We start from the raw sequence: 21,359 nt of genomic DNA, 5'->3' as shown, positions 1-21,359 counted from the left end.
CAACGGGACGAAGGTACCGGCTCCTGGCTGAGATCGTCGGCGGACGTGGGACACTGGGGGACGCTATGCCTACGGAATCCCTGCCGCTCGTCTTCGACGCCCCGCGCCGCGGCAAGCCGCCGCGCCACCTCGCCGACCTCGCCGCCGAGGAGCGGAAGGCCGTTGTCGCCGAGCTCGGGGAGAAGCCGTTCCGCGCCAAGCAGCTCGCGAACCACTACTTCGGACGGCTCAACGCCGACGTCGAGTCGATGACCGACATCCCCGCGAGCAGTCGCGAGGCGCTCGGGTCTGCGCTGCTGCCGGAGCTGCTCAGCCCCGTCCGCAACCTCGACACCGACGAGGGCACGACCCGCAAGACGCTGTGGAAGGCGCACGACGGGACGCTGCTCGAGAGCGTCCTGATGCGCTACCCGGACCGCGCGACGGTGTGCATCTCCAGCCAGGCCGGCTGCGGGATGGCCTGCCCGTTCTGCGCCACCGGCCAGGGCGGTCTGCAGCGCAACCTCTCCACCGCCGAGATCGTCGACCAGGTCCGCTCGGCGGCGGCCATGATGCGCGATGGTGACGTCCCGGGTGGTCCGGGGCGGCTGTCGAACGTGGTGTTCATGGGCATGGGCGAGCCGCTGGCGAACTACCGCCGGGTGATCGACGCCGTCCACCGCATCTGCGATCCCGCTCCGGATGGCCTCGGCCTGTCGCAGCGCTCGGTGACGGTCTCCACCGTCGGCCTGGTGCCCGCGATCCGGAAGATGACCGCCGAGAACCTGCACGTCACGCTCGCGGTCTCGCTGCACACCCCGGACGACGAGCTGCGCGACACCCTCGTGCCGGTCAACAACCGCTGGAAGGTCGCCGAGGTCCTGGAAGCGGCCCGCGGCTACGCCGACCACACCGGTCGCCGGGTCTCGATCGAGTACGCGCTGATCCGCGACATCAACGACCAGCCGTGGCGCGCGGACCTGCTCGGCAAGCTGCTCAAGAAGCACCTCGGCCAGTTCGCGCACGTGAACCTGATCCCGCTGAACCCCACGCCGGGCAGCAAGTGGGACGCCAGCCCCAAGCCGGTCGAGCGCGAGTTCGTCCGCCGGGTCCGCGAAGCGGGCGTGTCCTGCACGGTCCGGGACACCCGCGGCCAGGAGATCGCCGCGGCCTGCGGCCAGCTCGCCGCCGAGGAGTAGTTCCTCCGCCCGGTGGTCGCTCCGCGTGGTGGTGCCCGGGAGCAGACCTGGTGGTCAGGTGGGCTGTCGAACCAGGCCCTCGCCCGGCTGCTGTGGGACGTCGGCGCAGCCCTGGCTGGCCACCACGTCGTGCGCCCGACATGAACCACGTTCAACCGGGAGCCCGACAGGCCAGGGCGGGAGCGTGGCGGGATCCGCACGAGGTCAGCGCTGTGCCGGTCACAACTCGCGCGAAGTTCGACCGGGGTCCGCAACCGTCGGGGTTCGTGCCGGGATTCGAACGGGCCGGTGGGGAGACCCGCTGGGCACGGGTTCGTGTGCCGCGCGACGTCGCCGAGAACCGCGGAGTCGTCTGAGCCGTTCCGTGACGTCCGTGCGCCGTTGTCGTGCTCGCGGCGTCGCGGCGTGCTCGCCAGGGGGAACACACGGGGCGGTGCGGGTTGAATCGGGCACCGGGAACAGCGGTTGCCGCCGCGATCCGCCTCGGAACCTCCGGTGGTGCCGGATGAGCCTCACCTGGAGAAGCTGCTCCGCAGCCTCGAACAGGACCTAGCGCTCGCAGGTGCGGCAGGCTGATCGATCGAGACACCCGTTCGGATGCACGCGTTCGGGTCGAAGTCGTGACCGCAATGAACACAACCGGGGCGGAACGCTTCCCGTTGATCGATGATCTCCTGGTCCGAGTGATCGATCTGGGGAGGCAATGGTGCCTGGCCTGAGAATTCGTGGCACGGCGGTTCATTCGATCGTCGCGGCGATGCTGGTGCTGCTCGCCGCACCCGCCCACGCGGAGGTGCCGGACCGAGCGGCCGCGTCGCCGGGGTGCGGGAACACCGCCGTGCAGCCCGGGGAGACGGTGGCCCGGGAGGTCGTGTCCGGCGGGATCACCCGCACCTACCTGATGCACGTCCCGGAGACCTACCTGCCGTTCCTGCCGACTCCGGCGGTGCTGTCCTTCCACGGGCACACCCGCGACGCCGCCTACCAGGAACAGCTGTCGGAGTTCTCCGAGACGAACGCCATCGCGGTCTACCCGCAGGGGCTCGTGGGCACCGATGGCGAGACGGCCTGGCAGGGTGCGCCGTACTCGGCCGACGTCGACGACGTGCGGTTCGTCGGCGACCTGCTCGACCAGCTGCAGCAGGAGACCTGCGTCGACCGGACCCGCGTCTACGCGGCGGGCAAGTCCAACGGCGGCGGATTCACCGGTGTCCTCGCGTGCCGCATGAGCGACCGGATCGCTGCTTTCGCACCGGTCGCCGGTGCCTTCTACCCGCAAGGTGGTGACTGCAACCCGTCCCGTCCGGCGCCGATCCTCAACTTCCACGGCGCGGTCGACACGACGATCCCCTACGACGGGGACGAGGCGCGCGGGCTCCCGCCGATCCCGGACTGGCTCGCGGCGTGGGGCCAGCGCGACGAGTGCCGGCCCGATCCCGTCACGCGTGAGGAGGGCGACGGGGTGCACCGCGTCCGGTACCGGGGCTGCGACGCCCACGCCGAGGTCGTCCACTACCGGATGGACACCGTCGGCCACGACTGGCCGGCCACGCACCCGAACCCGGACACCGACCAGCCCGCACCGATCGACGCGACGCCGCTGATCATGGACTTCTTCGCCCGGCACCGGCTGCTCTGAGCCGGTCGGTCACAGGCCATGAACAGCGAAAAGCCGCCCTCGGGAGATCCCGGGGGCGGCTTTCCGCGAAGTGCCAGGTCAGCGACGCCGCTTCTTCTTGCCCAGGTCGATGAACAGGCCGATGGCCAGGACCGCGGCCGTGCCGATCAGCCAGAGGTCCTCCAGCTTGAAGTGCCCGCCACCGCTGAGGATGCCCTGGTGGTTGCCGATGAGCATGAGCAGGATCGCGACGACCGAGAACCAGCCGGCGATCTGGGTGCCCTTCGGGAAGCCGCCGTGCCAGCCCCACTCGACCGACGGTTCCTCGGCCGGGTCGATGGCCTGGCTGGGCTTCTTCTCCAGCTCGGTGCTCGCCACGTTCCCCTCCTGCGCCACACCGGCCACGCGCGGCCGGAAAGCCTGTTGCTCGGAATCCTGCGCACCGCCGGGTGGCGGTCCACGATCGCCTTCATCCTCGCACACCCGATCGGGGCGTGAACGCCCACCTGCCGGTCACCAGCAGCGAAAAAGGCGCCGCGCGAGCCGAGCTCGCGCGGCACCTGGGTGGACGTGCGGTGGTGGCTAGTGCTTGACGGCCTTGCGGCCGACGATGACCCGGTAGATGCCGAGCACGATGAGCGAGCCGACGATCGCCAGGATCCACGTCTGCAGCGACCAGAACTCGTTGAGCCCGGTCCCGAAGATGAACTTGCCGATGAGTCCCCCGACGAAGGCACCGACCACGCCGAGCAGCATGGTGACCAGGATCCCGCCCGGGTCTTTGCCCGGCATGATCAGCTTTGCGATGGCCCCCACGATCAAGCCGAGAACGATCCATCCGATGATGCCCATGACGGCCTCCTCCATTCGTCCGGCAGCGGCCGATAGGCCGATCGTGAACCTGAATGGTGATTTGTGCACCGCGAGGGGCACCTACTCACCTCCTTCGGGGACAATGGCCGTGATGCACGCCGACACCAGCACACAGAGCGACACCACCCCGCGCACCGTTCTGGTGCTCGGCTCCACCGGTTCGATCGGTACTCAGGCACTCGACGTGATGCGCGACAACCCCGACCGCTTCCGGGTCGTGGGGCTCGCCGCCGGCGGCAGCGATCCGCAGGCCCTGGCCGCGCAGGCGCTGGAGTTCCAGGTCCCGGTGGTGGCCGTGGCCAAGGGCACAGCCGCCGAGGACGTCCAGCTCGCCCTCTACACCGAGGCGCAGAAGCGCGGCTACGCCGAGGGCGAGTTCACGCTGCCCCGGCTGCTGGCCGGGCCGGAGTCCGCGCTGGAGCTCATCGACTCGGCACCGGCCGACGTGGTGCTCAACGGTGTTGACGGCTCGCGCGGACTTCGCCTGACGCTGGCCGCGTTGCGCACCGGCGCGCAGCTGGCGCTGGCCAACAAGGAATCGCTGGTCGCGGGTGGTTCGCTGGTGCTGGGGAAGGCCGCGCCCGGCCAGCTGGTGCCGGTCGACTCGGAGCACTCGGCGCTGGCCCAGTGCCTGCTCGGCAACGACGCTTCCGACGTCGACCGGCTGGTGCTGACCGCCTCGGGTGGCCCTTTCCGCGGCCGCAAGCGGGACGACCTCGCCGAGGTCACCGTGGAGCAGGCCCTGGCGCACCCGACCTGGGCGATGGGCAACGTCGTCACCATCAACTCGGCGACCTTGGTCAACAAGGGCCTCGAGCTCATCGAGGCGCACCTGCTGTTCGGCATCGACTACCCGCGCATCGACGTGGTGGTGCACCCGCAGTCGATCGTGCACTCGATGGTCACCTACACCGACGGCACCACGATCGCGCAGGCCAGTCCGCCGAACATGAAGATCCCGATCGCGATGGGCCTGGAGTGGCCGCGCCGCGTGGCGGGCGTCGCACCGCCGCTGACCTTCGACCAGGCGCAGGCGTGGACGTTCGAGCCGCTGGACGACGAGACGTTCCCGGCCGTCGAGCTGGCCCGCGCGGCCGGCTCCGGCGGCGGGTGCCTGCCCGCCATCTACAACGCCGCCAACGAAGAAGCGCTGGCGGCCTTCGTCGACGGCCGGCTCCGGTTCACCGAGATCGTGCAGACTGTGGGTGAGACGCTCGCCGCAGCCGACCAGTGGCGCGAGGAGCCGTCGGAACTGGACGAGGTCTTCGCAGCTGAGGACTGGGCGCGGGCCCGGGCGCGCGAGCTGGCCGGAGGGAAGGCGGAGTAGTGCTGGTCATCATTGGCATTCTGATCTTCTTCTTCGGGCTGCTCTTCTCCATCGCCTGGCACGAGCTGGGCCACCTGGCGACCGCGAAGATGTTCGGCGTCAAGGTCACCGAGTACATGGTCGGCTTCGGGCGCACGATCTGGTCGCGCAAGAAGGGCGAGACCGAGTACGGCGTCAAGCTCATCCCGTTCGGCGGCTACATCCGGATGATCGGCATGTTCCCGCCCAAGGATGACGAGGAGCACGGCCGGTCCGCCTCGTCGTCGCCGTTCCGCGCGATGATCGACGACGCCCGGCAGATGTCGGCCGAGGACGTCAAGCCCGAGGACGCGCACCGGCAGTTCTACCAGCGGTCTCCGTGGAAGCGGATCATCGTGATGATGGCCGGGCCGGTCATGAACCTGATCCTGGCCGTCGGCATCTTCTCGGCGATCCTCATGGGGTACGGCATCAACACCCCCACGCTCACGGTGTCCACGGTCAGCGAGTGCGTGCTGCCCGCCAACGCCCCCGACACGCAGCAGTGCCCGCCCGGCGCCAAGCCGTCGCCGGCCGCCGCGGCCGGGTTCAAACCCGGTGACCGGATCGTGGAGTTCAACGACAAGCCCTTCCACACGTGGGAGGACCTGCAGCAGGAGATCCGCACCTCGAAGGGCACGGTGCCGGTCGTGGTCGAGCGCGACGGCCACCGGGCGACCCTGACCGCGCAGCTGATGCAGACCGAGCGGCCCAAGCTGAACTCGACCAGCGAGTACGAGACCGTCGGCTTCCTCGGCCTGTCGCCGACGTCCACGTTGGTCAAGCAGGACGTCGGCGGTGTGGTGGACACCATCGGCGGGTTCGTCGGGCTGACCGCGCAGAAGATCGTCGAACTCCCGCAACGGGTCCCCGACCTGGTCTCGGCGATCTTCGGTGGTGAACGGCACAAGGACTCGCCGGTGGGCATCGTCGGAGCCAGCCGGCTCGGCGGCGAGGTGCTGGCCACGGAGAAGATCGCGGTCGACGAGCGCATCATCCTGATGTTCAACCTGCTCGCGGGCGTGAACCTGTCACTGTTCGTGTTCAACATGCTGCCGCTGCTGCCGCTGGACGGCGGGCACATCGCGGGTGCCGCGTGGGAGTCGATCCGGCGGGCCTTCGCCAAGCTGGTCCGACGACCGGACCCCGGCCCGTTCGACACGGCACGGCTGATGCCGCTGGCCTACGCGGTGAGCCTGCTCTTCATCGCGTACTCGCTGCTGGTCCTGGTCGCCGACATCGTCAACCCCGTGACGTTGAACTAGGGCGTTGTCGGAGGTCGCTCCGCGTGGCGGTGAGGTGGGGGTGCCACCGGGAGAAGCTCCTGGCCGGCTCCCGGTGCTGGTTTTCACCTCTGTGGTGGAGGGGGTTCACAGCAGGGGACGAGGTGTCGTCCTCGTCGAGGACGCAGGCTCGTGCCGGTGAGCGCAAGATCACCGATAGGGTGACGCGCGGCTCGAACTCGTGGGCCGAACGGGACATGAACACGAGATGTCGATCACTCAACGTGATCCTTCATACGCCCGGACGTCCAGCCGGATGAAGGTGCCCCGGTATCGTTGAACGCGGGCGGGACACCGTCCGAAGCACACCAGAAGAGGTGGAGAGGTATCGATGACCGTCGATCTGGGCATGCCTGCGGGCCCCGCCCCGGTGCTCGCGGAGCGGCGTAAGACTCGCCAGTTGCAGGTCGGACCGGTCGGAGTGGGCAGTGAAAGCCCCATCTCCGTGCAGACCATGACCACGACCGTGACCGCAGACGTCAACAGCACGCTGCAGCAGATCGCCGAACTCACCGCTGCGGGCTGCGACATCGTCCGGGTCGCCTGCCCGAGCGCTGACGACGCCGAAGCCCTGCCGGCCATCGCCAAGAAGTCGCAGATCCCGGTCATCGCCGACATCCACTTCCAGCCGAAGTACGTCTTCGCGGCGATCGAGGCGGGTTGTGCCGCGGTGCGCGTGAACCCCGGCAACATCAAGAAGTTCGACGACAAGGTCAAGGAGATCGCGCAGGCCGCCAAGGACCACGGGACGCCGATCCGGATCGGCGTCAACGCCGGTTCCCTCGACCCGCGCCTGATGGAGAAGCACGGCAAGGCCACCCCGGAGGCGCTGGCCGAGTCAGCGCTGTGGGAAGCGGGCCTGTTCGCCGAGCACGACTTCCACGACATCAAGATCTCGGTGAAGCACAACGACCCGGTGGTCATGGTGCGCGCCTACGAGATCCTCGCCGAGCAGTGCGACTACCCGCTGCACCTCGGCGTCACCGAGGCCGGTCCGGCCTTCCAGGGCACCATCAAGTCGGCCACCGCCTTCGGCGCGCTGCTGCGCCAGGGCATCGGCGACACCATCCGCGTCTCGCTGTCGGCCCCGCCGGTCGAGGAGATCAAGGTCGGCGCCCAGATCCTGCAGTCGCTGAACCTGCGCCCGCGCAAGCTGGAGATCGTCTCCTGCCCGTCCTGCGGACGCGCGCAGGTCGACGTCTACAAGCTCGCCGACGAGGTCACCGCCGGTCTGGAGGGCATGGAGGTGCCGCTGCGCGTCGCGGTCATGGGCTGCGTCGTCAACGGTCCCGGTGAGGCCCGCGAGGCGGACCTGGGTGTGGCTTCCGGCAACGGCAAGGGGCAGATCTTCGTCAAGGGCGAGGTCATCAAGACCGTGCCCGAGCACCAGATCGTCGAGACCCTCATCGAAGAGGCCATGCGCATCGCCGAGGAGATGGGCGAGCCCGTCGGGGGCGACGCGAGCCCGACCGTCACCGTCGGCTGATCTGACATCGCACCGCACGTCGGCCGCCCGGTTCGTCCGGGCGGCCGACGTGCTTTCCGGGCGTCATCGCTGCTCCGAACGGGTGAGCAGGGTCGCGTTCGAGGCGGTCGAGCTCCGCTGAGCAGCCGTTCGCCCGGCATTTCTGGCAGTCTTGATTGGTGCTCAAGGTTGCCGGTGCCCGTCTGCTGGACGAGCGGGACGCCAATCTGGTCCGCTCGGTGCTGGAGTCCGCGCCCGTGGCCGCCTGCATGGTCGCCGCGCGCGTGGAGGAAGCAGGCCTGCACCCGCTGCGCCTCGGCGGCGAGCTCTGGGGCCACGGCGACCGCTTGTCCGGTCTGTGCTTCTCCGGCGCGAACCTGGTCCCGCTGCGCGGCGGCCCGGACGCGATGCGCGCCTTCGCCGACCGCGCGCTGCGCCGCCGACGGGTGTGCTCGTCGCTTGTCGGACCGTCCGAGCAGGTCCTGGCGCTGTGGGACGAGGTGGAGGCCCAGTGGGGGCCGGCGCGCGAGGTCCGCGCCGAGCAGCCGCTGATGGTCCTCTCCGAGCGTCCTCGCCTCGAACCGGACCCGCTGGTGCGCCAGGTGCGCCCGCACGAGCTGGAGCGGTACCTGCCTGCCGCGGTGGCGATGTTCACCGAGGAGGTCGGCGTCGACCCCTCGACCGACGGCGGTGCCGCCGGGTACCGGGCGCGGGTGGCCGACCTCATCTCCTCGGGCCGTGCGTTCGCCCGCTTCGAGGACGGCCAGGTGGTGTTCAAGGCCGAGATCGGTGCGCTGTCGTCGACGGTCGGCCAGATCCAGGGCGTGTGGACCCACCCGGAACGCCGCGGCACCGGACTGGGCACCGCGGGCACGGCCGCGGTCGCCGACCGGCTCGTGCGCGAGCTCGGGCGGACCGCGAGCCTGTACGTGAACGACTTCAACCTCGCCGCCCGCGCCGCCTACGAGAAGGTCGGTTTCCGCCGGGTCGGGGAGTTCGCCACCGTGCTGCTGTGACGTTTCGCCCGTTCTGCCGGGAGCCCGCATTCGGCGCCACGCACGTCTTAGGCATACTCGCGGGCATGCTTGCCTCGCGGATCATGGTCGGGCTCACCGCACTGCTGCTGGTTCCAGTGGCGGGGTGCAGCACCGGACCATCCGAGAAGGACGTGGCCACCTCGTTCGTCAACGCCGTCGCCGCAGGTGACGTGGCGGGCGCGGCGGCCCAGACCAACAACCCCGACGCCGCGCGCCGCACGCTGGAGAAGGTGCGCGAGGACCTCGCCCCGACCGCGTCGCACGCCACGCTCGGCCAGGTGACCGAGAACGAGCAGGGCGCGTCCGCGAAGTTCGACCTCTCCTGGGACTTCGGCGAGGGCAAGGTCTGGCGGTACACCAGCACGATGCAGCTGGCCGAGGAGTCCGAGGGCTGGAAGGTCCTGTGGGCACCCTCGGTCGTCCACCCGAAGCTGCAGGCCGGCCAGACCCTCGCCTTCAGCGAGGTCATGCCCGCCCCCGGCCCGGTGACGGGATCGGAGGGCAAGCAGCTGATGGCGCCGGAGCCGGTCGTGACGGTCAGCTTCGACGGCCAGGAGGCCGGCGACGCGCCGCGCGTGGCGGGACAGCTGGCCGACGCGCTGCGCCAGGTCGACCCGGAGATCACCCAGAAGTCCATCATGGACGGTGTCGGCAAGACGCCGCCCGGGCAGCCCTACCAGGTCATCACGCTGCGGCAGGCCGACTTCGACAAGGTCCGCTCCCGGATCTACGACCTGCCCGGCCTGCGGTTCCCGACGCAGATGCGGCTGCTCGCCTCGGAGCGCGGGTACGCCTCCCAGGTGCTCGCCGGCGTGTCGAAGAAGGTCGACGAGCAGGTCAAGGCCAACGCCGGGTGGCAGGTCGCCGTCGCCGACACCAAGGGCAACGAGATCAGCAAGCTGCACACCGTGGCCGAGAAGCCGGTCCCGCCGACCTCGGTGACGCTGTCCGACCAGACCCAGCGCGCCGCTGAGCAGGCGCTGGACCCGGTCCCGCAGCCCGCGATGATCGTGGCCATGAGGCCGTCGAACGGTGAGGTCCTGGCGGTCGCGCAGAACGACCCGGCCGACGCGCAGGGGCCGATGGCGCTGTCCGGTCAGTACCCGCCCGGCTCGACGTTCAAGATGATCACCGGTGCCGCGGCGCTGGAGAGCGGCAAGGTCCGGGTGGACACGCCGGTGGAGTGCCCGCCGAAGAAGGTCTTCGACGGCATGACCCTGCCCAACGACAAGGAGTTCGACCTGGGCCGTGTGCCGCTGCACACCGCGTTCGCGGCCTCCTGCAACACCACGTTCGCGCAGCTGTCGGTGGACATGCCCGACGACGCGCTGCCCAAGACTGCCAAGAAGCTCGGCATCGGCGTCGACTTCGACATGCCGGGTGCCACGACGATCACCGGCAAGGTCACCAACGCCGAGACCGTCACCCAGCACGCGGCCAACGGCATCGGCCAGGGCAAGGTGCTGGCGAGCCCGTTCGGCATGGCGCTGGCGGCCTCCTCGGTGGCCAACGGCAGCATGCCGACGCCCACGCTGATGCGCGGGCAGCAGACGACCTCGGACGGCAACCCGGAGAAGCTCTCCCCGGCCGCGATGGACCAGCTGCGCTCGATGATGCGCGAGGTCGTCACCGGCGGGACCGCTCGCGGGCTGGCCGGTGCGGGCGAGGTCCACGGCAAGACCGGCACCGCGCAGTACGGCGACGGCAAACGCGCCCACGGCTGGTTCGTCGGTTACCGCGACGACGTGGCGTTCGCGGTGCTCCTCACCGATGCGGGAGCCTCCGGTCCCGCGGTGGACGTGGCCAAGAAGTTCCTCGACGGGATCTGATCGCGGCGCATCCGCGAGTTCTCTGACGTCGTCTGGCGAGGGTGTCGTTCCTGGTGCACCGGGAGCGGCACCCGAGCCAGGCGACGTCTGCTTTCCGCTGCTCCGCAACGCGATCACGTGAAGTAGATGTTGCTTCACGTGATTGGGTGATCACTCAGGGTCAGTCGGGTGCTAGGTTGTAGCCCAACGAGCCCAGCGGGTGCTGTGCTCGGCGGGCGGTCGTCATATCAGGTCCACTGATGCGCGATACGGCCGCCACGCTGCGTCGTCGCGGCGAGCGACCTGGTGTCCGGCCCCGTTCGGACGCGCACCGGCCCGCCCGTGCTCGGCGGGCACCCCGACGAAGGCGCCGGCAACGCCTGCCCCGAAGGCCGTCGGCGCTGCCCCAGGTGTGAACAGGAGTGGTTGTGATCTACTTCGATTCTTCCGCGCTGATCAAGATGATCGCGCCGGAGCCGGAGAGCCAGGCGCTGAGCCAGTGGATCCGCGACCGGTGGGAGCAGCCACGGGTCACCAGCGCGCTGTCCAGGGTCGACGTGCTGCGCAGCTTCCGCGAGCAGGGGCCCGCCGCCGAAGATCTGGCCTCCATCGTCGTCTCCAAGCTCGAGACGCTGCCCGTGCAGCAGGAGGTGCTCGACAGCGCCAGCGAGCTGCGCGCCGACCTCGGCCCGGTGGAGGCGATCCACCTGGCCTCGGCCTGCGGGATCCGCAACGAGCTGGTGACCTACGTCTCCTACGACCCCGTGCTGCTCGAGGCTGCGAAGGCGGCAGGGCTGGCCACGGCTTCTCCGGCCTGATCCTTCCGGCATCCGGGCGGCGCCGGTTCGCATCGCGGAAACGTGAGCAGCCTGCGGTTACCGCCCGGAATCGCCCCCGGCAGCGTGGTTAGAGTGGGGGCATGCCGGTTCGAGCCCCGTTGAAGCCAGGCGTTGCGACGCCGCGCCGCCAAGTCCCAGCGCACATCGAGCGTCCTGAGTACGTGGACAAGCCGGCTCCGCAGCGCAACACCGACCCGGACGTGCAGCCGCCGGAGGTCGTCGAGGCGATGCGCGTCGCGGGCAAGATCGCCGCGCAGGCCTTGGAAGAGGCGGGCAAGGCGATCAAGCCGGGCGTCACCACCGACTCCGTCGACGCCGTGGTGCACGAGTTCCTGCTCGACCACGGCGCGTACCCGTCGACGCTGGGGTACCGGGGCTTCCCGAAGTCGTGCTGCACCTCGCTCAACGAGGTCATCTGCCACGGCATCCCGGACTCGACGATCATCGAGGACGGCGACATCGTCAACGTCGACGTCACCGGCTACATCGGTGGCGTGCACGGTGACACCAACGCGACGTTCCTGGCCGGTGACGTCTCCGAGGAGGCCCGCCTGCTGGTCGAGCGCACCCGCGAAGCGACGATGCGCGGCATCAAGGCCGCCAAGCCGGGCCGCCAGCTCAACGTGATCGGCCGCGTCATCGAGTCCTACGCCAAGCGCTTCGGCTACGGCGTCGTCCGGGACTTCACCGGTCACGGCATCGGCCGCTCGTTCCACAGCGGACTCGTGATCCTGCACTACGACGAGCCGTCGGTGCAGACCATCCTCGAACCGGGCATGACCTTCACCATCGAGCCGATGATCACCCTCGGCACCCACGAGTACGACGTGTGGGAAGACGGCTGGACGGTCACCACCAAGGACAAGAGCTGGACCGCCCAGTTCGAGCACACCATCCTCATCACCGAGGACGGCAACGAGATCCTCACCCAGCTCTGACACCGGCACCACCGGCGCCGGGCAGTTCCCCAAGGTGGGGCCGTGCGAACCGAACTGGTGGCTCCCAGCGACTCGGCCAAGGTCGTCCGCTACAGCGAAGGCTTCGGTTGCCTCGGCGGTGGCCTGTTCCTGGCGGTGGTGGGAAGTGCGTTCCTCTACCTCGCCCTGTACCCCGAGGAAGCGGTGAAGAGCCCGGCGTCCGTGGCGGCTGTCATGGGCTGGTTCTTCACCGTGCTGGTCTTCGTGCCCGGCGTGCTGATGCTCATCGCCGGTCTCGTCGTGCTCCTCCGGCCGGAACGGGTGCACCTCGACGAGCGAGGGATCTGGCTGCGCCGCCACGGCGAGTTCGAGCTCATCTCCTGGACCGAGGTGCGCGCCCTGCACGGTCGGTTTCCGCAGCCCAAGGTCAAGGACGACCGGAACTCGAAGCCGACCCCAGCCGCCTTGCTGATCCAGCCCGCGGACAACGGCTTCCTCGCCAGGCACCCGCAGCTCGCCGACCGCGAGAACCCGGAAGTCCCGCGCCTGGCGCTCCCCGGCAGAGGGGCCGTCCAACGCCTCACCCAGGCGATCGGGGACCTCCGCCCGGACCTCCTGAGCTGACGGCCCGGGGGCGTCAGCGGCGTGAACGCCGCTTCTCCTCCTTCACCCGCTGACGGTGCGCTTTCACCTCGGCCCAACGCCGTCGTCGCCGACGTTCACGTTCCTCGATCTCACGCTGCTTCTGGGCCGCGCGGTCTGCATCGCTGCCGTGGATCTTCTCCCAGGACCTGCGTTGCCCTTCTTGGGAGAAGCCCCAGACAACGGCTTTTGCGGAGAACCAGAGCATCGCCCCGATCGCGGCGAAGCCGACGACCGCGGTGACGGCCAAGTTGACCCCGTCCGAATAGCCCTCGGGTGACCGGTACACGCGGTTCTCGGACTTGCCGACACGACCGAAGCTGTAGTCCCGGGTGATGCGTTCCGACCGTCCGACGTCCTGAGGCTGGAGCACGTTCATGTCGACGACATCGGTCCACGTCTCGCCGGTCTTGTCATCGCGGATGCGGGCGGTGCATCCCCAGTGGTGCCCGAACCCACGGCGACTGATCGGCCCGTGGTCCTCGCACGATTCCGCGACCGCCGTCGCGTTGCTACCCGCGGTGTTCGCCGGGAACGCGAAGATGACGGTGCGCCTGCGATGGTGCGATGAGGAAGACGATGCCGAACCCGACGAGCACCCGCAGCGCGCGGACGAGTGGGTTGTTCGGTTTCCACACCGACATCTCCTACTTCTGCTCTTGCAGCCGAAGACTCCTGGTGCCCAGACCTGAATGGTGTGGTGGGGCGGTTCGGCAGGAACCGCCCCACCACTGAAGGGCCAGGTCATGAGCGGTTCTTGCGTCGCTCCTTGGCCTGTTTGCGAAGTTCACGGTTGCGGCGCATCTCAGCCCAGAACTCGTCGTCCTTCTCCTTCTTGGCTGCTTTCTCTTCGGACGACCCGTGGATCTTCTCCCAGAACTTCCGCTGTCCCTGTTGCGAGAAGGACCAGATGATCGCCCTCGAGAGGAACCACAACGCGGCGACGATTGCCACGGCGCCCGTGGCGAACATGACCACCAGGTGCGTACCGGTGGAAGAACCCTCCGGGGTCGAGTAGTGCCGGTTGTCGGACTTCACGATCCGACCCCCTGCATACCCCCACGCGACGGGCTTCTCCTTCCCGACGTCTTCCGGGCTGAACACGTTCATGTCGACCTGGTCGGTCCACCTCTCACCCGTCTTGTCATCACGCACTGCGATCTTGCAGTCCCAGTTGTGTCCGAAGCCTCGACGGGTGATGGGGCCGGTGTCCACGCACGACTGCACCTTCGCGGTTGCGTTGGTTGCGGTGCTCTTCTCCGGGAAGGAGAAGATGATCGTGAGCGCGGTGAGCAGGATGACCGCGACGATGCCCAAACCGACCACGAAGCGGACGAAGCGAACGAGGGGGTTGTCCGACTTCCACATGACTAGCCTCCGTCGCGGTTGTTCTCGGGTTCGTCGGAGCCGTCGTCGAGCTTCGCGGTCTCCTTGACGACCTCGTATCCGAACTTGCTGGCTCCGTAGTCATCCCAGCCCGCAGTCACCGGGCTGTAGCTCGCGTCAGCGAGGTCACCGCGGAAGGCCGGCTTGAAGTCCGCACCACCTGCGAGGAAGCCGCGCTTCGCTGAGCTAGCGGTGGTCGTGCTCGGTGCGATCTTGCGGGCGGCCTCGGTCACTGACTGCTCAGTGATGGCTTTCTGGTTCGGGTTGAGGCCAGGTGCCTCACCGAGGTTGCGGAAGAACCCGTCGACGCCTTTGCGGAGCGAGGCTGCGACCGAGCCCAGTTCATCGAGCTTGCTCCACAGGTTGTGGAGGACCGTTCCGAGCTTCTTCATCCACTCAGAGATCTTCTCGGCCCACTTCATCGCGATCCGCACTGCATCTGCAATGGCGCCACCTGCTGCGATCCCGGCGGTGCACGCTGCGGCGATGCCCCATTTGAGCAGGCAGCTGACGATTTCGCCGACGGCACCCGCGATGATGTCGCGGACGATGCCTCGCACCGCCCCAACAACTGCACCGGCGCCGTTCACGGCCGATTTCATGCTCGTGCTCGCGGCGGCTAGTTGGTCGACCTTTTGCGAGACATCGCTACCGAGCTTGCGGTAGGCGTCGCCAGCCTGACCTTCCCACCCCGTCGTCCCGTTGACGGACTGGCCGTACTCCTGTCCGACCGCCTTCAACTCAATTCCGACGTTCTCCCAGGTGGAGGCCATTCCGCCGATCGCGTCAGGGTTGCCCATGAGGGCGTCGAAGGGCTCTCGCAAGAAAGAGACGTTTTCGATCACCCAGCCGAAGCCCCAGCTGAGCAGCGTGCCGAGCGGGTCCGCCGCCAAACCGACCGCGTCGACGCCGAGCCCGAGCGCGTTCAGGCCTGCCGAATCCCAGTCGTTGTTGTCGATGGCTTGGCAGACGCCGTAGAAGTTCTCCGCTCCGCCGGCACCGCTCAGCGGGTTGGCCGTGTTGTTCTTCTCGGCCTCTTTGGTCGACTCGTCTGCCGTGACGACCATCTCGTCCTTAGAAGTCAACCTTGACCCCCTGGATGATGGCCACGTTCTCCCGGTCGGTGCGTTCGTACTCGGCGGCGGTTTCGTCGAGGGCCTTCTTGATCGCCTCGAGCCCCGTTCGCCGCTTTCCACAGCCGATTTCACCTGGTCGCCTTGCGCGATGCACTGCGTCGCCAGGAACTGGCCGAAAATGCCGAAGGCGTTGGTGTCCATGGTGGTTCGGCTGCGCTGTGGGCGGTTCCGACCCGGTCGGCGAAGCCTTGGACCTGATTGCTGTGCTGCTTGATCACCGGGACGTCGGCGCGGAAGCCGTCGGTCATCGCAGGAAGCTCCCGTTCGAGTAGTCGTCATCGTCGTCGGGCGGGGAAGCCGGGCGGCCGGGGGCCTGCTGTTCGTCCTCGTCGGTGCCGTCGCCGGAGTAGCCGTGCGGGAGGTTGCTCTTGACGAAGTCGAGGGCGGCGCCATCGCCGACGAACTGCTGCATGACCTCGACCATCTGACCTGCGGCTTGGCGCTGGGCTTGGCGGACGCAGTCCATGATCGTGGCGCTCACCTGGTCCGGTTTCGGATGTGGGAAGCCGTTGCCGAAGCGGATGTCCTCGAGCACGCCGCTGCTGTTCACCCGCACCGTGATCTGGCCGTCAGGCGAAGTCGCGGAGGCTCCGACCTGCGTGAGCTCCTGCTGGGCGCGGTCGGTGTCGGCCTTGATCTTCTGCAGCTTGGCGTTGTAGTCGCTCAGCCATTCATCAGGTGTGGTCATCGCGTTCCGTGAGTCGAAGTTGCCGGATCACGCGGGAGAGTAGTTGAGGCGCTCTTCCCGGTGTCGTGAAACCGGGTGTTCGTCCCCACATCAGGGTCATGGGGTAGGAACGGGGTGTGAATGCGCTGTTGGTGGCTGGGACGACTTCGGATGCTGGGAAGAGCGTGGTGACCGCTGGGATCTGCCGGTGGTTGGCCAGGTCCGGGGCTCGGGTCGCGCCGTTCAAGGCGCAGAACATGTCGAACAACTCGGTGGTCACGCCGGACGGTGGTGAGATCGGGCGGGCGCAGGCGGTGCAGTCGGCTGCGTGCGGGGTCGAGCCCTCCGTGCGGTTCAACCCCGTGCTGCTCAAGCCCGGCAGCGACCGGCAGTCGCAGGTCGTGGTGCTCGGCAGGGTCGCGGGAGAGGTGACCGCGTTGTCCTACCGGGACCGCAAGGCCGCGTTGCTCGACACCGTCGTGTCCACACTGGACGAGTTGCGGCGGGAGAACGACTACGTCGTGTGCGAGGGCGCCGGATCGCCCGCCGAGATCAACCTGCGGTCCCACGACATCGCCAACATGGGCCTCGCCCAAGCCGCTCAGCTGCCTGTGCTCGTGGTCGGTGACATCGACCGCGGCGGCGTGTTCGCGCAGCTCTTCGGCACCCTGTCGCTGCTCGACGCCGCCGACCAGGCGCTGGTGGCCGGCTTCCTGGTCAACAAGTTCCGAGGTGACCCCGAGCTGCTGCGGCCGGGGCTCGACCAGCTCCGCGCGCTGACCGGGCGGCCTGTGCACGGGGTGCTCCCGTGGGCCGAGGACCTGTGGCTGGACGCCGAGGACTCGCTGTCCTACGTCGCCGACGGTGTCGTGGGACGTCCTGCTCCGCCGCGCGGTGACCAGTGGTTGCGGGTCGCCGTGCCCAGGCTTCCCCGGATCTCCAACGCCACCGACGTCGAGGCGCTGGCCGCTGAACCCGGCGTGGCGGTGCGGTTCGTCACCGAGCCGTCGCGGCTCTCCGATGCCGACCTCGTGGTGCTGCCCGGGTCGAAGTCGACCGTCGCGGACCTGGCCTGGTTGCGCGAGACCGGGCTGGCCGCAGCCATCCGCGAGCACGCCCGCGCCGAGCTGCCGGTGGCCGGGATCTGCGGTGGTTTCCAGATGCTGACCAGGCGCATCCACGACGACGTCGAGTCCGGCACCGGCGTGGTCGACGGGCTCGGAATGCTCGACCTGGAGATCGACTTCGCGGCGGAGAAGACGCTGACCAGGCCGCGAGGTGCCGCCTTCGGCCACGACGTCGGCGGCTACGAGATCCACCACGGTGTCGCGGTCCGCCGCGGCGACCTGCCACCGCTGGTCACGCTGCCCGACGGTGAGGGTGAAGGCGGCGTCCACGGCTGCGTGCTCGGCACGCACTGGCACGGCCTGTTCGAGAACGACGCCTTCCGGCGCGAATTCCTGGGCTGGGCCGCGGGTCTGGCCGGGCGCGACGGCTTCCGCGCAGCCGAGGACACGGTGTTCGCCGACATCCGCAACGCTCAGCTCGACCTGCTCGGTGACCTCGTGGCCGAGCACCTCGACACCGACGCCCTGCGCCGCCTCCTCGACGGCGGCGTGCCCTCGGGGCTGCCTGGGGTGACCGCGGCGTTGGGCTGAGCGCTCACCCGAACTGCTCAACGGACAGGTGCGGATGGCGCACTGATCAGCGTGATGCGGGTAACGTGGGGCCATGGCTGTTGAGTTCTCGGTGGACGAAGCCCGCGAGCGGCTGACGGAGCTGATCGAACGGGCGGAAGCCGGCGAGCACGTGGTGATCACCCGCTCCGGGGCGGCCGCGGTGTCGCTGGAGCCGTCGCGGGTACCTGCCCAGCGTCGCGAGGAGTTCGCCGCCGGAGTGGTCGCGGCCTCCTGGGTGGCGCCGGAGGCCGGTGGCTCGTTCGACGTCGGCACCGACTACTGAGCCGATCCGGAGATCCACGCGCCCGCGCCGCTCGGATAGTCTCCGCGCGTGCCCGCTGATGCTCCGACGATCCTCGCCACGAGCGGCGGTATCCGCCGGTCCGACCGCCTGCCGTGGGGGATCGGCCCGCTGACCCGCCACGCCGTCGACCTGGCCGGGACGAACGGCCGCGCACCCCGCGTGTGCTTCCTGGCCACTGCCGTCGGTGACGACGCGAGCCTGATCAGCACCTTCTACGCCAACGCGTCGGCTGAAGGGTGGCAGGCCAGCCACGTGGCGCTGTTCCCGATGCCGAACCTCGAGGACCTGAGCGAACACCTGCTCACCCGGGACGTCGTGTGGGTGTGGGGCGGCAGCGTCGCCGGGTTGCTGGCGATGTGGCGGCTGCACGGGCTCGACGAGGTCTTCCGGGAGGTGTGGCAGGCCGGCGTCGTGCTCACCGGGGTGTCAGCCGGGTCGATCTGCTGGCACACCGGCGGCACCACCGACTCCTTCGGGCCTGAGCTGCGGCCGATCACCAACGGGCTCGGCCTGCTGCCGCACTCCAACGGCGTGCACTACGACAGCGAGCCGGGACGCAGGCCGTTGTTCCAGCGGCTCATCGCCGACGGCACGCTGCCACCCGGCTTCGCCACCGACGACGGCGCGGGCCTGCTCTACCGGGGTACCGAACTCGTCGAAGCGCTCGCCGAGCGGAAGCGGGCCGGGGCCTACCGGGTCGACCGCGGCCCGGACGGGACCGCGGTCGAAACTCCGCTGGACGTGCGCCGGATCAGTTGAGCGGCAGGTTGAGCAGCGCGTTCTCCAGCAGCTCGGGCATCGCCGGGTGGATCCAGTACTGGCTACGGGCCATGCTGTGCGCGTCCAAGCCGAAGTGCATGGCTTGGATGATCGGCTGCAGCAGCGTCGGCGCCTGCGGGCCGATGATGTGCGCGCCGAGCAGCAGCCCGGTGTTCGGGTCGGCCAGCAGCTTGGCGAACCCGGTGGTGTTCTCCATCGCCCAGCCGTAGGCGATGCCCGCGTAGTCCTGCGTGGACGTCACGTACTCGATGCCGCGCTGCCGGGCGTCCTGCTCGGTCAACCCGACTGCGGCGATCTGCGGGCCGGAGAACACCGCGTGCGGCACGAAGCGGTGGTCGGCGGAGATCGGCGCGTCCGGGTGCAGCAGGTTGTGCTGCACGACGCGCGTCTCGTGGTTGGCGACGTGCTTGAGCTCGTACTCGGAGCTGATGTCGCCCAGCGCCCACACACCCTCCACCGAGGTCTGCTGGGTGTCGTCGACGGCGATCTTGCCCCCGTCGCTGAGCTCCAACCCACCCGCGGCGGCGTCGATCAGGTCCGAGTTCGGGATCCGGCCGATCGCGACCAGCAGCTCGTCGGCCTCGACGGTCTCCTTGCCCTCCGGTCCCTCCAGTTCCAGCCTGACCTGGTCGCCCTCCTTCTGGGCGGCGAGGACCTTGCGGTTGAGCCGCAGGTCCCAGCGCTGCCCGGCGAGCTCGGTGAAGCGGCTGGACACGTCGACGTCCTCGCTGCGCAGGACCTTGCTGGAGCGGCCGATCATGGTGACCTCGACGCCGAGCGCGCTGAAGACGTGCGCGAACTCGGCGCCGATGAAGCCGGTGCCGACGATGATCATCCGGCGCGGCAGCTCGGCCATCCGCATCACGGTGTCGCTGGTGTGCACCGCGACCTGGTCCAAGCCCGGGACGTCGGGGATCAGCGGGCGCCCACCGGCGGCGACCACGAACCGGTCGGCGGTGATCGTCTCGGTCCCCTCCGCGGTGCGCACGCTCACCTGCTTGACGCCGGTGAACGAGGCGTGGCCGGTGTAGAGCGTGACGTTGGAGGAGCCCTCGGCCCGGTAGTGGCGGCCGCCCTCCGAGATCGGGTCGATGCGGCCGAAGATGCGGTCGCGGACCTCCGGCCAGCGCACACCTCGGCGTTCGAGGTCGACGCCCAGCCCGGCACCGGCCTCGGGCGCCCCCGCGACGTCGGCGGTGTGCACGAACATCTTGGTCGGGATGCAGCCGACGTTCAGGCAGGTGCCCCCGTAGGCGTCGTTGGGCCCGATGCCCTTCTCGACGATGGCCACGTTCCAGTCGGCGAACCGGTCGTCGAGGATCGAGTTGCCGGAGCCGGAGCCGATGATGACTAGGTCGAAGTGCCGCACGGTTCCATCCTGCCTCACGGGGTGCGGACCGCTGCCGGTCCGCGGGCGTCGGTCAGTTCCAACCCGGCCAGCCGCCCGCTGATTCCGCCTCGCTGCCTGTCCCAGATCACACCGAGTGCGTGAGCAGTGCACCACAGCAGGCCGAGCGCCGCGCTCGGTGCACCGCGCAGCAGCACCGAGCAGGTCTGCAGCAGTGCCAGCCCCCCGGCGCCGAGCGTCCAGCCCCACAGGACGGCCCGCCGGTCCGGGGCGCGGGCTCGCAGGAGGACCAGCCGCTGGCCAGGCGTGGCACCCGCACGCAGGGTCACGGCCAGCACGACCGCTGCCGGGATGAGCCACGCCGCGCCCGCCTGCAGCCCGGCCGGCGGCGCGACCTCGGCCCAGCGGAGCGCGATCCCGCTCAGCTGCGCCCACACCAGGCCCAGCCACATCAGCAGCAGGCCGTCGCAGCACATCCCCAGCAGTCGGCGACCGGCCGTCACCGGGCGTGGCTCGTCCGCGGGCCGGGCGCTGCCGGTGGGAAATCGCTGCAGCAGCGGGGCCAGCAGGTTGCCGAGCGCCGCTCCGGCGGTGTTGGCGATGACGTCGTCGACGTCGAACACCCGGACCGGGCACGGGAACCGGAACCACAACCCGGTCAGCTGCGTGACCTCGATGAACACCGACAGCCCGGTTCCCGTCAGGGCCGCCACCGGTGGTGCTCGCCGCAGCAGCGCCCCCAGCGGCACGAACAGCGCGATGTTGCAGACGAACTGCTCGAGGCCGACCGCAGTGGTCAGCCCGAACAGCGGTCGCAGCTGCGCGGGGTAGCAGGTGCGCCCGAGCGGCGGCAGCACGTAGCAGGCCACCGCGATCGCGTAGAGCAGCGTCGCGAAGCGCAGGACGGCCGCACCGACGCGCAGCTCGCCGTGCCGCCGGTGCTGGCCGGCGACGAACGACGGGAACAGCAGCGCGGCGACCCCGGTCGCGATCACCGCGGCGACGGACCCCGGAACCAGGCTCATCCCTCGCACCTCCCTCATGGATAAAGAGG

Annotated in this window: 22 protein-coding genes; 13 read left to right on the top strand and 9 right to left on the bottom strand. The window is 69.3% G+C overall.

Annotated features, from left to right (window positions below):
- Positions 1-65 precede the first annotated feature (65 nt).
- The gene (gene rlmN / locus EIL87_RS14185) at positions 66-1,178 is read left to right on the top strand and encodes a 23S rRNA (adenine(2503)-C(2))-methyltransferase RlmN (protein ID WP_125090988.1); all 1,113 of its coding nucleotides are present in this window, start codon (positions 66-68) and stop codon (positions 1,176-1,178) included.
- A 757-nt stretch (positions 1,179-1,935) separates the two neighbouring features.
- Positions 1,936-2,817 carry an alpha/beta hydrolase family esterase gene (locus tag EIL87_RS14180; protein WP_233576240.1) on the top strand — a complete coding sequence of 294 codons (882 nt, stop codon included), beginning with the start codon at positions 1,936-1,938 and terminating at the stop codon, positions 2,815-2,817.
- A 78-nt stretch (positions 2,818-2,895) separates the two neighbouring features.
- On the opposite strand, the gene EIL87_RS14175 is transcribed toward EIL87_RS14180, so the two are convergent.
- Together EIL87_RS14175 and EIL87_RS14170 are read right to left on the bottom strand one after the other, a co-directional pair.
- On the bottom strand, positions 2,896-3,174 hold the full coding sequence (locus EIL87_RS14175) for a DUF2631 domain-containing protein (protein ID WP_125090986.1): 279 nt from the start codon (positions 3,172-3,174) through the stop codon (positions 2,896-2,898).
- 204 nt (positions 3,175-3,378) lie between these two features.
- The gene (locus EIL87_RS14170; protein ID WP_125090985.1) at positions 3,379-3,648 is read right to left on the bottom strand and encodes a GlsB/YeaQ/YmgE family stress response membrane protein; all 270 of its coding nucleotides are present in this window, start codon (positions 3,646-3,648) and stop codon (positions 3,379-3,381) included.
- A gap of 103 nt (positions 3,649-3,751) precedes the next feature.
- Between EIL87_RS14170 and dxr the strand changes: the two genes are divergently transcribed.
- The 8 genes from dxr (at position 3,752) to EIL87_RS14130 (ending at position 12,987) form a co-directional block, all read left to right on the top strand.
- Positions 3,752-4,996 (top strand): 1-deoxy-D-xylulose-5-phosphate reductoisomerase, encoded by a 1,245-nt coding sequence (gene dxr / locus EIL87_RS14165; protein ID WP_125090984.1) that lies wholly within the window; start codon positions 3,752-3,754, stop codon positions 4,994-4,996.
- A complete protein-coding gene (locus EIL87_RS14160) occupies positions 4,996-6,279 on the top strand; it encodes a M50 family metallopeptidase (RefSeq protein WP_125090983.1) in 1,284 nt (427 codons plus the stop codon). Before dxr ends, EIL87_RS14160 begins: the two co-directional genes overlap by 1 nt.
- Before the next feature lie 349 nt (positions 6,280-6,628).
- On the top strand, positions 6,629-7,783 hold the full coding sequence (ispG, locus tag EIL87_RS14155) for a flavodoxin-dependent (E)-4-hydroxy-3-methylbut-2-enyl-diphosphate synthase (protein WP_125090982.1): 1,155 nt from the start codon (positions 6,629-6,631) through the stop codon (positions 7,781-7,783).
- A 158-nt stretch (positions 7,784-7,941) separates the two neighbouring features.
- The gene (locus tag EIL87_RS14150) at positions 7,942-8,778 is read left to right on the top strand and encodes a GNAT family N-acetyltransferase (RefSeq protein WP_125090981.1); all 837 of its coding nucleotides are present in this window, start codon (positions 7,942-7,944) and stop codon (positions 8,776-8,778) included.
- A 65-nt stretch (positions 8,779-8,843) separates the two neighbouring features.
- Entirely contained in the window at positions 8,844-10,628 is a 1,785-nt protein-coding gene (locus EIL87_RS14145) for a penicillin-binding transpeptidase domain-containing protein (RefSeq protein ID WP_199740407.1), read from the top strand.
- 407 nt (positions 10,629-11,035) lie between these two features.
- Positions 11,036-11,425, top strand: a complete 390-nt coding sequence (locus EIL87_RS14140) for a type II toxin-antitoxin system VapC family toxin (RefSeq protein WP_125090980.1) — start codon at positions 11,036-11,038, stop codon at positions 11,423-11,425.
- Positions 11,426-11,526: 101 nt separating this feature from the next.
- Complete coding sequence (map, locus tag EIL87_RS14135; protein ID WP_125090979.1) at positions 11,527-12,384, top strand: type I methionyl aminopeptidase; 858 nt, start codon at positions 11,527-11,529, stop codon at positions 12,382-12,384.
- Positions 12,385-12,426: 42 nt separating this feature from the next.
- The gene (locus EIL87_RS14130; RefSeq protein ID WP_125090978.1) at positions 12,427-12,987 is read left to right on the top strand and encodes a hypothetical protein; all 561 of its coding nucleotides are present in this window, start codon (positions 12,427-12,429) and stop codon (positions 12,985-12,987) included.
- Positions 12,988-13,000: 13 nt separating this feature from the next.
- Here EIL87_RS14130 and EIL87_RS27460 read toward each other — a convergent pair whose 3' ends face one another.
- From EIL87_RS27460 to EIL87_RS14105, 5 genes are all read right to left on the bottom strand, one after another.
- Entirely contained in the window at positions 13,001-13,753 is a 753-nt protein-coding gene (locus EIL87_RS27460; protein WP_233576239.1) for a DUF6346 domain-containing protein, read from the bottom strand.
- On the bottom strand, positions 13,750-14,373 hold the full coding sequence (locus EIL87_RS14120; RefSeq protein ID WP_125090976.1) for a DUF6346 domain-containing protein: 624 nt from the start codon (positions 14,371-14,373) through the stop codon (positions 13,750-13,752). The genes EIL87_RS27460 and EIL87_RS14120 overlap by 4 nt, the downstream gene beginning before the upstream one ends.
- Positions 14,374-14,375: 2 nt before the next feature.
- Positions 14,376-15,476, bottom strand: coding sequence for a WXG100 family type VII secretion target (locus tag EIL87_RS14115; protein ID WP_125090975.1), 1,101 nt, complete (start codon positions 15,474-15,476; stop codon positions 14,376-14,378).
- Positions 15,477-15,595: 119 nt separating this feature from the next.
- A complete protein-coding gene (locus tag EIL87_RS27455) occupies positions 15,596-15,775 on the bottom strand; it encodes a hypothetical protein (RefSeq protein ID WP_233576238.1) in 180 nt (59 codons plus the stop codon).
- Entirely contained in the window at positions 15,772-16,215 is a 444-nt protein-coding gene (locus EIL87_RS14105) for a YbaB/EbfC family nucleoid-associated protein (RefSeq protein ID WP_125090974.1), read from the bottom strand. Before EIL87_RS14105 ends, EIL87_RS27455 begins: the two co-directional genes overlap by 4 nt.
- A gap of 116 nt (positions 16,216-16,331) precedes the next feature.
- On the opposite strand from EIL87_RS14105, the gene EIL87_RS14100 reads away from it, so the two are divergent.
- The 3 genes from EIL87_RS14100 to EIL87_RS14090 all read left to right on the top strand — a co-directional run bounded on the left by EIL87_RS14100 (position 16,332) and on the right by EIL87_RS14090 (position 18,936).
- Positions 16,332-17,852 carry a cobyric acid synthase gene (locus EIL87_RS14100; protein WP_125090973.1) on the top strand — a complete coding sequence of 507 codons (1,521 nt, stop codon included), beginning with the start codon at positions 16,332-16,334 and terminating at the stop codon, positions 17,850-17,852.
- Positions 17,853-17,925: 73 nt separating this feature from the next.
- The gene (locus EIL87_RS14095) at positions 17,926-18,156 is read left to right on the top strand and encodes a type II toxin-antitoxin system Phd/YefM family antitoxin (protein ID WP_125090972.1); all 231 of its coding nucleotides are present in this window, start codon (positions 17,926-17,928) and stop codon (positions 18,154-18,156) included.
- Positions 18,157-18,204: 48 nt separating this feature from the next.
- Positions 18,205-18,936 (top strand): Type 1 glutamine amidotransferase-like domain-containing protein, encoded by a 732-nt coding sequence (locus tag EIL87_RS14090; RefSeq protein ID WP_125090971.1) that lies wholly within the window; start codon positions 18,205-18,207, stop codon positions 18,934-18,936.
- Here EIL87_RS14090 and EIL87_RS14085 read toward each other — a convergent pair.
- Positions 18,929-20,326, bottom strand: coding sequence for a mycothione reductase (locus EIL87_RS14085; RefSeq protein WP_125090970.1), 1,398 nt, complete (start codon positions 20,324-20,326; stop codon positions 18,929-18,931). The genes EIL87_RS14090 and EIL87_RS14085 overlap by 8 nt on opposite strands.
- Before the next feature lie 14 nt (positions 20,327-20,340).
- Positions 20,341-21,330, bottom strand: coding sequence for a VanZ family protein (locus EIL87_RS14080; protein WP_158628641.1), 990 nt, complete (start codon positions 21,328-21,330; stop codon positions 20,341-20,343).
- Positions 21,331-21,359: the final 29 nt, after the last annotated feature.

The organism is Saccharopolyspora rhizosphaerae, assembly GCF_003931915.1.
Classification (GTDB): Bacteria; Actinomycetota; Actinomycetes; order Mycobacteriales; family Pseudonocardiaceae; genus Saccharopolyspora; species Saccharopolyspora rhizosphaerae.
Note: the sequence above shows the minus strand (reverse complement) of the source record. Positions and strands in the feature narration are given on the sequence as shown.

Bases quoted from the DNA above. Each gene is read 5' to 3' on its own strand.
- rlmN (WP_125090988.1), top strand. From the start codon at position 66: ATGCCTACGGAATCCCTGCCGCTCGTCTTCGACGCCCCGCGCCGCGGC.
- EIL87_RS14180 (WP_233576240.1), top strand. From the start codon at position 1,936: ATGCTGGTGCTGCTCGCCGCACCCGCCCACGCGGAGGTGCCGGACCGA.
- EIL87_RS14170 (WP_125090985.1), bottom strand. From the start codon at position 3,648: ATGGGCATCATCGGATGGATCGTTCTCGGCTTGATCGTGGGGGCCATC.
- dxr (WP_125090984.1), top strand. From the start codon at position 3,752: ATGGCCGTGATGCACGCCGACACCAGCACACAGAGCGACACCACCCCG.
- ispG (WP_125090982.1), top strand. From the start codon at position 6,629: ATGACCGTCGATCTGGGCATGCCTGCGGGCCCCGCCCCGGTGCTCGCG.
- EIL87_RS14145 (WP_199740407.1), top strand. From the start codon at position 8,844: ATGCTTGCCTCGCGGATCATGGTCGGGCTCACCGCACTGCTGCTGGTT.
- map (WP_125090979.1), top strand. From the start codon at position 11,527: ATGCCGGTTCGAGCCCCGTTGAAGCCAGGCGTTGCGACGCCGCGCCGC.
- EIL87_RS27460 (WP_233576239.1), bottom strand. From the start codon at position 13,753: ATGACCTGGCCCTTCAGTGGTGGGGCGGTTCCTGCCGAACCGCCCCAC.
- EIL87_RS14120 (WP_125090976.1), bottom strand. From the start codon at position 14,373: ATGTGGAAGTCGGACAACCCCCTCGTTCGCTTCGTCCGCTTCGTGGTC.
- EIL87_RS27455 (WP_233576238.1), bottom strand. From the start codon at position 15,775: ATGACCGACGGCTTCCGCGCCGACGTCCCGGTGATCAAGCAGCACAGC.
- EIL87_RS14105 (WP_125090974.1), bottom strand. From the start codon at position 16,215: ATGACCACACCTGATGAATGGCTGAGCGACTACAACGCCAAGCTGCAG.
- EIL87_RS14095 (WP_125090972.1), top strand. From the start codon at position 17,926: ATGGCTGTTGAGTTCTCGGTGGACGAAGCCCGCGAGCGGCTGACGGAG.
- EIL87_RS14080 (WP_158628641.1), bottom strand. From the start codon at position 21,330: ATGAGCCTGGTTCCGGGGTCCGTCGCCGCGGTGATCGCGACCGGGGTC.